Annotated in this window: 13 protein-coding genes; 3 read left to right on the forward strand and 10 right to left on the reverse strand. The window is 62.8% G+C overall.

Features of this window, described 5'->3' with window-relative positions; genetic code table 11:
- Nucleotides 1-235 precede the first annotated feature (235 nt).
- The 5 genes from JSS27_17085 to JSS27_17105 all read right to left on the reverse strand — a co-directional run bounded on the left by JSS27_17085 (nt 236) and on the right by JSS27_17105 (nt 5370).
- Nucleotides 236-430: a hypothetical protein gene (locus tag JSS27_17085; GenBank protein ID MBS0210659.1), complete on the reverse strand. Its 195-nt coding sequence runs from the start codon at nt 428-430 to the stop codon at nt 236-238.
- A gap of 292 nt (nt 431-722) precedes the next feature.
- Complete coding sequence (locus JSS27_17090) at nt 723-1478, reverse strand: isoprenylcysteine carboxylmethyltransferase family protein (protein MBS0210660.1); 756 nt, start codon at nt 1476-1478, stop codon at nt 723-725.
- Nucleotides 1479-1553: 75 nt separating this feature from the next.
- Complete coding sequence (locus tag JSS27_17095) at nt 1554-2780, reverse strand: glycosyltransferase (protein ID MBS0210661.1); 1227 nt, start codon at nt 2778-2780, stop codon at nt 1554-1556.
- 198 nt (nt 2781-2978) lie between these two features.
- Nucleotides 2979-4661, reverse strand: a complete 1683-nt coding sequence (locus tag JSS27_17100) for a DUF3520 domain-containing protein (protein ID MBS0210662.1) — start codon at nt 4659-4661, stop codon at nt 2979-2981.
- Nucleotides 4662-4779: 118 nt separating this feature from the next.
- Nucleotides 4780-5370 (reverse strand): RNA polymerase sigma factor, encoded by a 591-nt coding sequence (locus JSS27_17105; protein ID MBS0210663.1) that lies wholly within the window; start codon nt 5368-5370, stop codon nt 4780-4782.
- A gap of 222 nt (nt 5371-5592) precedes the next feature.
- Here JSS27_17105 and ispD point away from each other — a divergent pair, with 222 nt between their 5' ends.
- The 3 genes from ispD (at nt 5593) to JSS27_17120 (ending at nt 8486) form a co-directional block, all read left to right on the forward strand.
- Complete coding sequence (gene ispD / locus JSS27_17110) at nt 5593-6336, forward strand: 2-C-methyl-D-erythritol 4-phosphate cytidylyltransferase (GenBank protein ID MBS0210664.1); 744 nt, start codon at nt 5593-5595, stop codon at nt 6334-6336.
- A gap of 83 nt (nt 6337-6419) precedes the next feature.
- Entirely contained in the window at nt 6420-7709 is a 1290-nt protein-coding gene (locus tag JSS27_17115) for a tyrosine--tRNA ligase (GenBank protein ID MBS0210665.1), read from the forward strand.
- A gap of 48 nt (nt 7710-7757) precedes the next feature.
- Nucleotides 7758-8486 (forward strand): hypothetical protein, encoded by a 729-nt coding sequence (locus tag JSS27_17120; protein ID MBS0210666.1) that lies wholly within the window; start codon nt 7758-7760, stop codon nt 8484-8486.
- On the opposite strand, the gene JSS27_17125 is transcribed toward JSS27_17120, so the two are convergent.
- The 5 genes from JSS27_17125 to JSS27_17145 all read right to left on the reverse strand — a co-directional run bounded on the left by JSS27_17125 (nt 8459) and on the right by JSS27_17145 (nt 13880).
- A complete protein-coding gene (locus tag JSS27_17125; GenBank protein ID MBS0210667.1) occupies nt 8459-8839 on the reverse strand; it encodes a hypothetical protein in 381 nt (126 codons plus the stop codon). The genes JSS27_17120 and JSS27_17125 overlap by 28 nt on opposite strands.
- Nucleotides 8840-8843: 4 nt before the next feature.
- On the reverse strand, nt 8844-9902 hold the full coding sequence (locus tag JSS27_17130) for a hypothetical protein (GenBank protein MBS0210668.1): 1059 nt from the start codon (nt 9900-9902) through the stop codon (nt 8844-8846).
- 27 nt (nt 9903-9929) lie between these two features.
- Entirely contained in the window at nt 9930-10541 is a 612-nt protein-coding gene (gene tmk, locus JSS27_17135) for a dTMP kinase (GenBank protein MBS0210669.1), read from the reverse strand.
- Nucleotides 10542-10624: 83 nt separating this feature from the next.
- Nucleotides 10625-11626, reverse strand: a complete 1002-nt coding sequence (locus JSS27_17140) for a WYL domain-containing protein (protein MBS0210670.1) — start codon at nt 11624-11626, stop codon at nt 10625-10627.
- Nucleotides 11538-13880, reverse strand: a complete 2343-nt coding sequence (locus JSS27_17145; GenBank protein ID MBS0210671.1) for a TolC family protein — start codon at nt 13878-13880, stop codon at nt 11538-11540. Before JSS27_17145 ends, JSS27_17140 begins: the two co-directional genes overlap by 89 nt.
- Between the last annotated feature and the right edge of the window lie 429 nt (nt 13881-14309).

The following is a 14309-nucleotide window of genomic DNA, read 5'->3' on the forward strand; positions in this document are numbered from 1 at the left end:
CGTCAACGTCCAGCCCGACGCGGCCGGCAACCCGGCCAATCATATCCACTGCATTTGGCGTGATATGGCGGGGGATTTCGCGGTGCCGCTGAAGAAGTGAGGCGGCGTGGAATGGTGGCTGCTTTTTGCCAGTTGTCCGTGGTCCGTTGTCAGTTGTTGGAAGTCAATACGCTCAATTCCAGCATTGAGCTCGTATCTGAATGCAACTGACAACGGGCAAATGACCACTGACAAGCTACCGCACCGCGTACCTAAGCTCTTCTTCGGTCTCGTGCAGTTCGTCGATCATCGCGCGCAATTCGGTAAATTGCCACTCGGCCCCGGCGAACGCCGGCTGCGGCCTCGTCTCGCGATGTTCCCAGTGAGTCACGCGCAAGCGGACTTCTTCGGCGCGTTCGTCCAGAAACAGCCAATTCCGCCAGCCACCCATGATCGAAGTTCTCCTTGTAACCGCACCCCGATTCCCAACTGAGCGAATCACGTTCAAGCGTATCGCAATCGAAGTCTCGCACCACGGTATCTTCGATCCAGGCGGCGCGGTCACCCCATGAAATTTCAAGCGGGGGATGCCTGGCTGGAGCAATGGGAAAACTTTGCCAGATCGCGCTCGACGCCGGTTGTCTGATCGGTACGACCGGAACGTGGGCGCGGGCTGTTTTGGCTGGAAAAGTCGGCAAAAGCGCCGGGCGCGGCGCTGCGCTTGCCGCACAAGATTTGGCGGCCTAGGGCAGCCACCAGCCGTGCGGCCACCAAGGTTGCAATTGCAACTGGGCCAGGCAATCGGCCAAGAGGGGCAAGAATATCCAGCGGAGCGCGCGACGAGCTTCGGCCGAAAGAGCAGGCACGTCGACCAGCAGCTTTTCGCCCAGGTGCAAATCGCGCCACTGCGGCCAGAAGCGCGGCGTCCGCCGCATGTACGCTTCGTAGTCGGCCCCCAGACACGCGACGAGTTGCGACTCTTCAGCAGGGATGGTGCCGACGATGTAGAACACGATCGCCGCCATGATCCCCACGGCGAAGGTAACACTATGGAGGAACACTGCGGCCGACAGCCAGATCAAGAACGTGCCAACGTACAGCGGATGCCGGCAGATCGAGTACGGCCCGGTGCAAACCACCAAGTGCGACTTGCGGCCCCCCACATACAACGTGGCCCAAAAGCGGAACGTCAGCCCAGCCAGGAACATCGACCAGGCGGCCGCGTCCCAGGCGATGTCGCTCCAGCGGCCCGAGCGTGGAAACGGCGCTGTCGAAGCCAGCACGGCCAGCGAAGCCGCCAGAATTGCCAACCCGCCGGCCCAGCCACGGGCACGGAACGACCAGGGCCTGCGCCGTGCGACGTCGGCCGTCGCCACTTGCGCTTCGGTCGTGGGCCAATCTGGCTCGGCGTTCTGAAGATCGGTGTTATGCAAATCAACGCGGTGCGGCGGGCGACCGGTGCCGTGGCGACTATCAATTCGTCTTTGTGCGGTAAGCATGCTCAAACTAATTCGGTCGGATTCGGTGTCTTGTTTCAACGGCCTGTGGTCGCGAGTTGTCGTCCGGCCTAGGCGCTAAGCGGCGCGGCGGTGTTCCTCGGCCGCGGGGGCAGCCGGTACAGGGAATCGAATCGTCGTCGGCTCGGTAGGAACATCATCCAGCGGTATCAGCCGGGTGCCCATCGCCAGCCGGTAGCGTGTGCCGCGCCAATTGACCTGCCCCTTAAAGGGCCCGGCCAGCCAGATACCGGCCATGAGGAAGTCTTTCAGCCACATGCAGGGAATGAACCGCAACTGCGGCCACCTGCCGCGAAACGATCGCATGGCGATGGATTCGCAGGTTGCCTTGAGCACCATGGCCGCGGCGAGGAACCACAGCCCCTGCCAGCCCAGCCAGAGCGACGGCACCAGTGCGATCGCCAGCGGATTCGAAAGCCATTCCAATGGGTAAGCCAGCGGCTGTAGCCGGCAACGCATCGAGGCGTGACGAACGTGACGACTGAGCGAAGCCTGAAAGGACCAGTTGACGTGAATCGCCCGCACGGGCACCAGCGAAAGCTTACAGCGCCAGCCGGCCTGGTTCATGGCCACGCCCATCAGGTAGTCTTCGGCCAGCACGTCGCGCAACTGGCTGAACTCACCAATGTCATGGAGCGCTTCGCGGCGGATAAGGATTCCCTTGCCCATCACCGCGTCAACGCCCGCCATGTGCTTGGCCAGCAAGGTGGCCGTGGCCGCCATTTCGGACAGGCGGAAGTTCTCGATCGCCGCGGCCGCGGTCTCTTCGCCTTGGCCCACGACCGGCTGAAAGACCAGGCCGACTTCCGGCTCCTGGGCTTCCGCGACCAGTAATTTCAAATCCTGCGGCTCGATGCGTACATTGCTGTCGCTGATCAGCAGAAACTGACCCTTGGCCAGCGGCAGCATCCATTCAAGCAACAGCACTTTGGGGTTGGCCGAGTAACCGTCGGCGCCGGCCACGATTTCGATCGGGCTGTTGGGGAACTCGGCGGCCACGCGCCGGGCGACATTCAGGCCAGGATCCTTGGGATCGCGGCTGCAGCACAAGATTTGCAGCGCGGGATAGTCGAGCCGGGCGAACGAGCGCAGATTCTCTTCAAGCTGTTCGTCAATGCCGCGCAGCGGCTTCAGAATTGTCACTAAAGGCCAACGCTTCAGGTCGTGAGGCTCGGCCAACCAGCGCGAACGCGCGCGACGCCAACCAATGGCCATCAGGGTGGCTACCGCATAAGCGGTCATTGCCAGCAGGAACACCAACGTAAGTGGTGGCAAGAAACCCATCAGAGGAGCCTTCCAAAGCGTCGACGCGGAGTAGCTTTCGCCTAGGGCTACAGGGGGCGTAAGTTATCAAAACGGAAGGCCCAGGACTACGGCACTTTCAGCGACTGGGGGAACTGAGCATGCCGGTGAAAAGCCGTGGAATTCACGCGGATTTTGCCATTTGCGGCAGGGGAGAATCGCCCCGACCAGCCGGGCACGCTAGCGTGGGCGAGGAAGGCTGCTGGCCAGTTGCACCAACGCGAGCAATTCGCGGCCGGCGGGATGATGGGCGATGGCCTCTTGAGACTGGCACCAGCGCGACAGCTCGCGCCAGCCAAGCGCGCCGACCGTCGCTTCGTGCCGCAGCAGCAAGCCTGCCGCCACGGCCGTCACCGCCCGCTGGGTTACCGGGGCCGCCTGGGGGACCAGCCGGGCGTCGTCAATCACGGCCAGCTCGCGCTTCTCCGCCGTCGCTTGATCCCCGCGCGTGAAGTGGACCTTCACGGTCATCAGCTCGGGACGCTGCTGAGCAGCTTGTCTCGTCGCCTGGTACTTAAGCGGCACCGAGCTGCCAGTTGCCGGAACTAGCTCGTAAACCGTGGTCGTGCTCGCACCGGCGGGCAGATCGACCGAAACCGAGCGTTCATCGCGCAACATCGTGGCCGATACCAGGGCCGTGCGCGACGAGAACGTGCGAAACGCCGCGATGCGCGGGGCGTTGACTTCGACTTCGGCCACGACGTTATGCAGCACCGAATCGCGATTCGACGGGATCGCGGAGATTGATGCCGGATCGGTCGTGATCGTGACGATCACCAATCGATGGGCCGGTTGCCAGGGACAGACGACCGTCTCGCTCCACAGGCTGACACCACGGCTGCGCTGCGTCCCTTTCAAAGTTCGATTCTTGTCCGCCGCTGGCTGCGCGAAGCGGTTGACGAATTGGGAAACATCGATGGACGACGAAGCCGGCCACCGGCCCGTCGACAGCTCGCGAATGGCCTGTTGCACCGAATCGTCGCCAATTTGCAGCGCATTGAGTAACAGCGGAGCGCCCCGTGCCGAGACGAATCGAGCGGTCGGCCCGGTCGAGGTGCCTTGTACCGAGGCTGAAATCGCCCCAACACCGATCACGTTTCGCCGACTGGCGATCGTCGGCAGGCTGTCCCCTGCTGCTGGATAGCTGGCTGCCGAGTGTTGCGCGATCGGCTGGTTCAGCACTGGTGTCAGATCGTGTAAGTATTCCGCCGAGCGATTCCAGTTGGCGCGTTCGCGCGGCAAGGCAAGTTCCAACTCGCCGATCAGCTGCGCGCCGTGTGTTACCAGGTCGCGAACCATCGCGACCGAAGTGTCGTGATCTGGCTTACGCTCGTCCCCCGCCGCCACGGTCGCTTCGCGCAGGTCGATGAGCACGGACGCTGCGTCCGTATCAGCCCGGTCCTGGCTAACCGCCATCTCGTTAGTTGTGCGTGACCGTGAACCAATCACGGGGTTGGCGTCAACGGTTGCCACTAATGCTTGATCTGCGTTGTCAGCAACTGGCGCTCGGGCCGCCGCAGCGAAGTACCAAAGCGCACCGAGGTTCAACAGCAGCGAAGCGGTCAGCCCGGCGACGAGCGCGGGCCGACGAAAGCGAGAACGCTTGTCGGGCATCAATGTCAGGGCGACGGCACGAGTTGGCTCGGCCAGTCGCGCTGCGATCAGATTGCGCAGCGAGGAACTTGCCCGGGGGAGCGGCTCTGTCCGCCGCTGGCGTCGTAGTTCATCCGCCAAGCGCGAGATCGCCTCGGTCACGGCAACCCCGTCGGGGTTGCCGGTCAGCAGACGTTCAGCCTCGGCCCGCTCGGCGGGATCAAGCTGACCAAGTGCTAACGCGGTTTGTAAGACGTCACGGTCGCTCATTACCCAGTTCTTTTCGATACTTAGAGACTGTCCGTCAGCCCACCTGATTCAATAGTTCCGTCGATTGAGTTCCCCTGCCCCTGATGACGGCCCAAGGGCCGTTTCGTTTCACCCAAGTTCACGTTTCCAGGGTTGCATTTTGCCCCAGCCACTGGGCCACCTCGGGGTCGGCACGCATCTGTAGCAAGGCCCGGTGCATGAGCACCCGGACGTACGGCTCATCGTGCCCGATGACTTGGGCAATCTCGCGATAGGCAAAACCTACGGACCAGAGGTGAACCACCTGTCGCTGCTTCTCGGGCAACAGGTCAATCAGCCGGGCCAGCCATTGGCTGCTGTCGTGAACCTCGGCCGTCAGGTGTGGGTCGGGCTCGCGGCTACAAACGGCCATGTCGGCGTGGCCCGAATCGGCCGAAGTGTCCGTTTCGAGCTGCACCAGTCGGAGGGCTTTGCGGCGGAAGTCGATCGCCCGATGGTGACAGACCGTGTAGAGCCAGGCCGCGATGTTACCGATGGTGTGGCGTTGCTGCTCGCAAAGCCGGAGGAATACGTACTGGACGACGTCGCGCGCCGATTCCCAGTCACCGGTCAGTCGCTGAGCAAAGCGGGTCAGCGGCTGCTCGAACTGATCGACACAGTCGAGCACCCAGCGACGATGGGCGTCGGCCGAATCGTGGAGGGGCTCGGGCTGGTGCGATCCGGTCGGCATGCGTGGCGGTTCCCAGTCGAGGTGCTTGCCTATCGAATGCCGATAGACAACGCGCATCCGTATTGCGACGGTCAACGAGCCCCTTTTATATCAAGAAATCGCCTGCCAATCGCCCATTTGCCGGCAAGCCAGCGGCCCAGGCTTGATTGACTCGCCGGGGCGAATCCTGACAATGTGAGCAGTTTACGCACGTACGACGCTTGTTACGCCTGGGTGAAGCCGATGGCCGCCACGTTTGCCGTCATTTTGCCGGCCGCCGGTCAAAGCAGCCGGTTCCGCGACAAGACCTACAAAAAGCCCTTCGCCCCGCTGGGGGGCAAGGCGGTTTGGCTCCATTCGGCCGAGCGGTTCCTGAACCGGGATGATGTCAAGCAGGTCTTGTTGGTGATCGCCCCCGAGGACCGCGAGGAGTTTCAGACCAAGTTTCAGGCCAATGTGATGATCCTGGGCATTGAGGTCGTGAACGGCGGCGCCGAGCGGGCCGATTCGATTCAAAATGCCCTGGCCAAGGTCCAAAGCGACATCGACTTTGTAGCGGTCCACGACGCGGCTCGGCCATGCGTGGCCGGCGTGTGGATTGACCGAGTCTTCGCCGCGGCTGAAAAGCATGGCGCGGCTGTCCTGGGAGTACCGGTGTCGAGCACGCTGAAACGGGTGAATAGCGATCAGCAGATCGCGGAAACCGTCTCGCGAGACTACTTGTGGGAGGCCCAGACGCCTCAGGTGTTCCGCCGACAATTGCTGATCGACGCCTATGCCCGGCGGGCTGGTTTCAAGGCCACCGACGATGCCCAGTTGGTCGAACGGCTGGGTCAGCACGTGGCGATGGTGCAAGGTTCGTCAATGAATTTGAAGATCACGACCCAAGAAGACTTGCGCCTGGCCGAGCAGGTGCTCAAGGCGTTGCCCAAGCCCAAGGGATTGGGGCCGTTTCATCCCTTTGCCGACGATGACAAGTGGCGCTGAGCGCGCGAAGGCGCAATATTGGCATTGATTGAATTCAAGGAAGGCTGGCTGCTGTGCGGCCGGTCGATAGGTGACACGACAAGATGAGTGGCATGGATATTGTCGACGAGCTGCGCTGGCGCGGACTGATTCACCAGACGACTGACGATGCGCACCTGGCCAAGTGGCTGCTGGAGAAAAGCCGGACGGTTTACGCGGGCTTCGACCCGACGGCCGACAGTTTGCACGTGGGGCACCTGGTGGCGTTGACGATTCTGCGCCGTTTTCAGCAAGCCGGGCATCGACCGATCGCCGTGGTGGGCGGCGCTACGGGGATGATCGGCGACCCCAGCGGCAAGAGCGACGAGCGCAATCTGCTGTCGCTCGAGCAATTGCGGCACAATGTTTCGAGTATCGAGCAGCAAATGCGCCGCTTCCTCGATTTTGGCAACGGTGCGTCGGGCGCGCTGCTGGTCAACAATTTCGACTGGATCGGCAAGTTCAGCTACCTGGAGTTCTTGCGCGACGTCGGCAAGAACTTTCCGGTGAACGTCATGCTCGCCAAGGATTCGGTTCGCGCGCGATTGGAGCGGAGCGACTCGGGCCTGAGCTTCACCGAGTTCAGCTACATGCTGCTGCAAGCCTACGACTTTGTGCATCTGAACCGCACATATGGCTGCGAGTTGCAAGTCGGCGGCAGCGATCAGTGGGGGAATATCACGGCGGGCATCGACCTTGGCCGCCGGATGCACGGGGTGCAACTGTTTGGCATCACGTCGCCGCTGTTGACCAAGAGCGACGGCACCAAGATGGGCAAGACCGAAGGGGGCGCGCTGTGGCTGGCTGCCGAGCGGACTTCGCCGTTTCAGTTCTACCAGTATTGGATCAACGTCGACGACGCCGACTGCGGCAAGTGTTTAAGGTTCTTTACCGATCTTTCGCGGGGCGAAGTCGAAACGCTCGACGCCGCTCGCACCGCGAACCCCGCGGCCCGAGAGAGCCAACGCCGACTGGCCGAAGAATTGACCCGGATGGTTCACGACGAGGAAGGATTGGCACGGGCCAAGCGAGCAACCGAGATTCTGTTCGGCGCGGAGATCAGCTCGTTGAGCGATGCCGAGTTGAACGAAATCTTCGCCGACGTGCCGAGCCACGAGTTGCCGGCGGCGGCGCTGGCGGCGCCGGGACTGGGCATTCTGGAAGCCCTGGTGAAAGCCGGCCTGGCCAGCAGCAACGGTGAGGCCCGTCGCACGGTGCAGCAAGGGGGCGCCTACGTGAACAATCGCCGGATCGACCGACACGACTTGCAATTGACGCGCGAACATCTGGCCAGCGAGTCAGTCATTGTCTTGCGAACCGGCAAGAAGAAGTACGCGCTGCTGCGTTGTCGCTAGCGAGGCTGATTCGTTCGGAAAGAGTGTCAAAGGAGCGGCGGTCAGGCGATGGCTCGGAAGCTGTTCATCATCGTGGCCTTGGTGGTTGTCGGGCTGTTGATCGCGGCGGCCAGCGGCTGGTTCGCGCTGCGGCACGAGCCCGATTTCTATGCCAAGGCGCTCGATCGCGAACCCATCGAGCAAGAGAAAGCCAGCGACGCCATGCTGGCCCAGGCCACGGGGCTGGCCAGCCAGGCGCGCAAGCCGGGCCGCTGGAGCGCGGTGATCACCGCCGACGAGATCAACGGCTGGCTGGCGGTCGACTTGCCCAAGAACCACGCGCGGAATATTCCCCCCGGAGTGTCCGACCCGCGGGTGCGCATCGTTCCTGGCGAGGCGCGACTGGCTTGTCGCTATGCCGACGCGCCGGGGGGGCCGGCGGTGATCTCGGTGATCGTCGATGTCCATGTGGCCGAGCCGAACGTGTTGTCCATCCGCCTACGCGGCCTGAAAGCCGGTGCCATTCCGCTGCCCCTAACGTCGGTGGTCGAGGAAGTGACGCGCTTCACCAACCAATGGCAACTGCCGACTCAATGGCGGACGCAGCATGGCGATCCGGTGGCGCTGGTGGACCTGAAGGCGCTGCTGGCCCAGCAGGATTCGCACTATCAGCTCGACGCCTGCGAATTCAAGCAGGGCGAACTCTGGCTGGCCGGCGAGACATTGCCGGCGAACAAGCCCGCCGCAACGAACAACGCGCCGGCAGTCCCTCAGTCGGGCGCGGCACCCGGCCGATAGTGCCAGGTCCAGTGGGTTGCATCCGCCGCGGCTCGAGTAAGCTCGACCTTTCCGAGCAGTTTCTGGCAAATTAGGCGAGCGGCAAAGTGATTTGCCTCGTCGGCGATTACTTCGTATTGGCCGGCATCCCAGCGGATGACGCTGCCGCGGTCGTCTGACACCGGACCTTCATACTCGAGATATACCAGGCGATGATCAGGTAATGCCGTGACCGGGGCGGGAACAACGACATCGGGCAAAGTTTCAATGGCCCAGGTTCGCAGCACGCCACCGACTTCGAACATCAGATCCCAATGCGATGGTCGGCCGGAGCTAGCCGGTAGCTCGTGACGCAGCACGACGAAGCGCGGCATGGGCTCACCTTGCCAGGACGGCGGACTGTTCGCGCGCCAGGTCGTCCAGCCAACATTCGATGACGTTGGCCTGATTGATGAAACGGTCCAAAGTTTCGCGCGCCGTCAATGTGCGCTCGACGCACAACGCCGCCAGCTCTTCGTCGGGCCAGGCCAAGGCCGCGTCGGCCGCCGCCTTGGTCAACAGGGGCGCACCGCTGGCTGGTCCGCCGACCAGCCGCCGCGAAACAGCCGCGAAGAAATCGGTGGTTATCTCGAACACGGGGCGAATCCGCTCGCGCTTGGCCGAGGCTTCCTTGCCCGCTTCGTCGGCGTAGGCCAACAGCATCTTGGCGGCGGTCAGTTGATCGAACGGGGCGGCCGCGAGCAATTCGAGCCAGCGCTGGCGAAACCGCTGCAAGTCTTCGCTGGCCAGTGTCTCGACGGCGTCCAAGCTGCCATTGGCCAACTCGGCCCACTGGCGAGCGGTGGCCGCGTCGGGTGCGCGGCCCGTCTTCATCAATACGCGCGCCGAGACGTCCGGCGCGAGCGGTCGGAAGCGGATGATCTGGGACCGCGAGCGAATCGTCGGCAACTGGCGCTCGATGTTGGTGCCGATCAGAAACACGATCGCGCCGGGCGGAGGTTCTTCGAGCGTTTTCAGCAGCGCGTTGGCCCCTTCCTCGTTAAAAAAGTCCGCGTCGTCGATGATCGCCATGCGGCGACTACCGGGCAGGGGCTTCTGCCAAATATCGTGACAGAGCCCTTCCTGCATCCGGTGTTCCTGGCGACCGACGATCAGCTCAACGGGGATGAAGTTCTTTTCCTTCGGCATGCCGACTTGCAGCAGGTCGGGATACGTCCCGGCCACGATTTGCACGCAGCTGGGACACTTGCCGCAGGGATCGAGCAACTCGGGCCGGCGCTCTTGGCAGACTAGGGTTTGAGCCAAGCGCAGCGCGAAGGTTCGTTTGCCGACGCCCGCGGGACCGACGAACAGGAACGTGCTGGCCAACCGCCCGCGCGCGAGAATGCGGCGGAACTGCTCGGCAACCTCGTCGTGTCCTTCAATGTCGAGCCACATGGCGGTTGGATTCCTGCTGTAATTCGATTAGCGATTCCAGGCCGGCAGCGCTTCGATCTCGCGGCGAATCGCGCCCTGCACTTCGTCGACGCTGCTCGAGGCGTCAATCACTCGGATCGAGTCGCGATGTTCGGCCGCCTCGGCCAGGAAGCCTTGGCGTACGGCGGCGAAGAAGGCTTCGCCACGTTGTTCCATGCGATCGAGCGAGCGATTGATTCTGGACCGGGCCACTTCGATCGGCAAGTCGAGCACGATGTTCAAGTCGGGCAGCAAGCCGCCGGTGGCCGTCAGCCCGACGTTCCAGATTTCAGCCGGTGGCAGCCCGCCCGCGTGTCCCTGATAGACCACGTTGGCCAGTAGAAACCGGTCGGAAAGAACCGTCGCTCCGCGGGCCAAAGCCGGGCGAATGACCTGTTCGACCATTTGCGCTCGGGCCGCCATGTAGAGGAGCATTTCGCCGCGTCGGCCGATCGGGGTGTCGTGCGTCCCCAGCAGGATTTCTCGCACCGCTTCGCCTAGTTCCGTGCTGCCCGGGTCGCGGCAAGTGACCAACTCGCCGCGCGCGGCCAGCCAGCCGGCCAGCAGCTTGAGCTGGGTACTCTTGCCGGCTCCGTCAACGCCATCGAGCGAAAGAAACATGCGCGGCCAGAGTCAGGAACCAAGGAACGAATCTCGCGACGCTCGCGACCTGCGAGCATTGTACCTGATCGTCGCGCCGCGCGTCAGGCGTCGGCCGCTTCGCCATCGCCGTTGGAGGTGGCGTATTTGTCGAGCAACTTGCGTCCTCGTTCGAGGACGATCTCGCGCAACCGCCGCGGACGAATCACTCGGGCGTGATCGGCATAGCCCAGGATCCACCACGAGATTTCGTGCAGCCCCGAGACCTGGGCGTGGAAGTCAAGTGTCCCGTCGGCTCGCCATTCCAGGCGTTGCGTCTTGTGCCAGAGCACCTCGGCCACGTTGTGGGCCACGAGCTTGTCGAAGCGGACGGTCACATGCTCGTCGGGGCCGGGCTCGGGGATCAGATTCCAGGCGTTGCCGAGCATTTGATCGACGTTGAAGCCGCGCGGCACTCGAAACGATTCGTCCAGGAGTTCCAGCGCGCAGATGCGGCCGATATTGAAGGTGCGGATCGCGCGGTGCAGGCTCGACCGGCCCACGACGTACCAACTGCGGCGATTGAAGAACAGTTGATATGGGAACAGCTTGGTGCCGATGCGTTCCCCTTCGGCTAGGCTGTCGTAGGTGATCCGCGCCGCTTTGCGCCGCTGGGTGGCTTGCAACAATTTGTCATAATGATCGTGCCGCTCGGCCAGCGGATTGACCGGCCCGAGCCTGATTCGCACGGCACGGGACGCTTCCCGCAGCTCGTCGCGCAGGGGCGATGGCAGCGAGCTTTCGATCTTGGCCGCGGCCGAGCGCGCCGCGCCGTACAGGGGGATGCCTCGCGAATTGCCCAATTCCTGACAAATGGTCAACAGGGCCAGCGCTTCTTGGGGCGTGAAATTGGTGGGCGGAAGCAAGACCGCGCCGGGCACGTGGTAGCGCTGGCGATCGTCGTTGAACTCGAGCGGCACGCCCGCCTGGCGCAAGATTTCCAGGTCGCGAAAGATTGTCCGGCGGCTGACGCCGCATTCACGCGCCAAGGAACTGGCGGTGTGACCCGGGCCGGCTTGCAACAAGCTGATTAGCTCGACCAGTCGTACGATGCGCGTCTTGGGCATGTCGTGATCCGGGCTCGGTGAACGGCTTGTCGAAGATCCCTTGGCGACGGGGCGCGGCCACGGCTTTTCGAGCCACCTGGGCGACTGGTTGCCACACCGAGGCGATCGCTGGCACATTTTGGCCAGCCACGCCAGCGGCTGCAACGCCTTCGCCGCGGCCCAAGCGGTTGATGCTGGTCGACTGGCCTGGGGCTGGCGAAGCCGGCGGCGGCGCCACCTGTTCGGCGGCGGGTTGCTCGGTGGCCGGAGTTGGCTGGGCCGACGGCGGCGAACCGAGGTTCACGCCAGGCAACTGGTTGATCGCTCCACGGCTGACCACGTTGGGCCGGGTGAAGCCATAGTTGATGAACATGCCCGAGTCGCGATTTTGAGCCCGCTTGCGAGCATCGACGTAAGCCTTGTCGGCCCAGGGGCCTTCCGACAGGTAGACGCCGTTGTATTCCAACAGCGAACCCTTGCGAGTGTGAACCTGCGAGATGGTCTGGTTGTACAGGGCCAGCACGTCGTAATAGGTGCTTTCGGCGTCGGCCAACTGGCGCTGGGCGTCGAGCAACAGGTCCAGCGTCACGGTGCCAGCGTCGTACGCGGCCCGCACGGCGGTCACCTGTCGTTCGGCGGCGACGCGGCGGTTGAAGTTGGTCTGGCACAAGGCATAGAACCGGTCGAGGTTGCGAATGGCGTTGGTCAATTGGTGCGAGACTTCGAGTTCCTGATCTTGCAGGATAGCTCGCTCGCGCGCCAATTGCAGTTGTTCATTCCGCACCGCGGCCAGACCTTGGCGGAAGCCGAGCGGCATTTGGAAGTTCACGCCCAATTGCCATTCCTGGTAGTTGCCGCCGAGCAGACTCCCCCAGGCGCTGCCGAATGGAACATTCTGGCCCAGGCGGTTGTCGGTGAACTGGTTGCTGTTGAGCAGGTTGTTGCCCAGGCCGCGCCAGCGGTATAAGGCCTGGGTAGTCAATTGGGGCAAGAGGTAGTTCTTGGCGGCAATCAATTGCAGTTCGTGCTGCTTGATGAACCAGCGCTGCTTGCGCAGTTCTGGTGCGCGCATCATGGCTTCGGAGTTGATCTCTTGCCAATCGAACACCACGCGAGCCGTGGTGGGCTCGTCGGCCGGACGAATCAGCCGGCCATCGGTCGGGGCCAGACCCATCATGTACCGCAGTTGGTTTTCGCTGGTGTACAGATCGCTGAGCGACCCTTCGACTTGGCTGCGGAACAGGAAGTATTGGGCGCGAGCCTGGGCCTCTTTTTCCGCTTCGCCGCCGCGCGAGCCGGCGCGGTACAGGGCGTAGATCTTCCGCCAGGTGGCCAACGCGCTGTCGCGGCCGGCAACCTTGGCGTCGAGATCGCGATAGTTGTAATACAGGCGCCAGTAGGTCAGTTCGACTTCCTGGACCAGGTTGCGGACGCCAATTTCGACGTCGGCCACCGATTGGTCGTGATTGATGCGGGCAATTTCCACGCCGGTGTAGTTGCCGGGAGTGGAGTTCGGACCGGCAATGCGGTTGAACTGGGCGCCGGCCCCTTGCAGCAAGGGATGGTCGAATTCCATTTCAATGTCCGGCTGCCAGACATTGTGGAACTGCAGGGTGCCCGAGTTATTCATGTCGTAGTACGTATGGTTGCGCAAGTAAGCGGTGCCGCCGGTCGCGGTCTTCTTCGACAATTGGTTGGTCTGTTGCGCGTAGTCTTGCTGGTAAATGGCCGGCTGGAAGACGACGCCGTTGATGGCCACGACCGAGTTCTGGGGGCGGTCGTTCTTCTGCCAGAAGGTGTTGCTCGAAAACTGGGCGTCGAACTGCGACAGCGCCGCCTCCACGCCCGTTTGCGGATTGCTCTCGACGATCGACGGGCCGAAGGTGGTCTGCACGGTCGCCGGCGCCGTGGTCAAACGGGTCGGGTCGCCGAACCGGCTGCCACCCGCCAGCGAGGGCGAGATGAACGCCTGGGCGCCGAGCGAACGCATGACCTTGCTGTTGCCCAGCGTGGATTGAATGGCATCTTGCAAAGTCAGATCCCAGACCTCGCGAGTTTCGCTGTTGCTGACGGTCAATGGCGCCTGGCTGCGGGTAACTTCCAAAAGAGTATCCGTCTTGGTGTCGGGATACTCGACTTTGGTGGCCACGCCCAGATAGTGCGACATGTCGCCGTCGTCGCGGAAATAGAATGGCCGCGAAGGCGAACAGCCTTGGGCCAAAGCCGCGAGCAGCATGATGGAAACGACAATGCGTTGATGGAGACGCCGCTTCATAGGTTTACCGGTCCTGCGAAGGCAACTTCGATCTCTCCCGCGTCGCACGTTCTGGAGCGGCGGAAGCATTCCGCTACCCGGCGAGCACGGCCTTGGCCTGACGCTCCGCGTTTGCTGGCTGGGTGAAGACCCTGCGCGCAAACCCCCGGTCGGAGTTTCAGGCAACTAGAAGATCGGCGTGGAGAGCCGGCAAACTTTGAAAAATCGTTAAGATCGTTCTATTCGATACAGATTGCCATGTTCGTCTGGTCAATCTGGGGGGCCGCAATTCGCGGCCTGAAGAGCGACTGGCGCGAAAATAGAGAGTCGGCGACGATGAGGCGGAGCCACACCTCGGCCACGGTGTGAAATGATGGCAACGCTAGCACCGCCTGCGTTGCGCCATCGAAGTGCTAGGTTCCGGTCAATACTAGCTGTGACAGCAGCGTC

This window comes from Planctomycetota bacterium (assembly GCA_018242585.1).
In the GTDB taxonomy this organism is placed as follows: Bacteria; Planctomycetota; Planctomycetia; order Pirellulales; family PNKZ01; genus JAFEBQ01.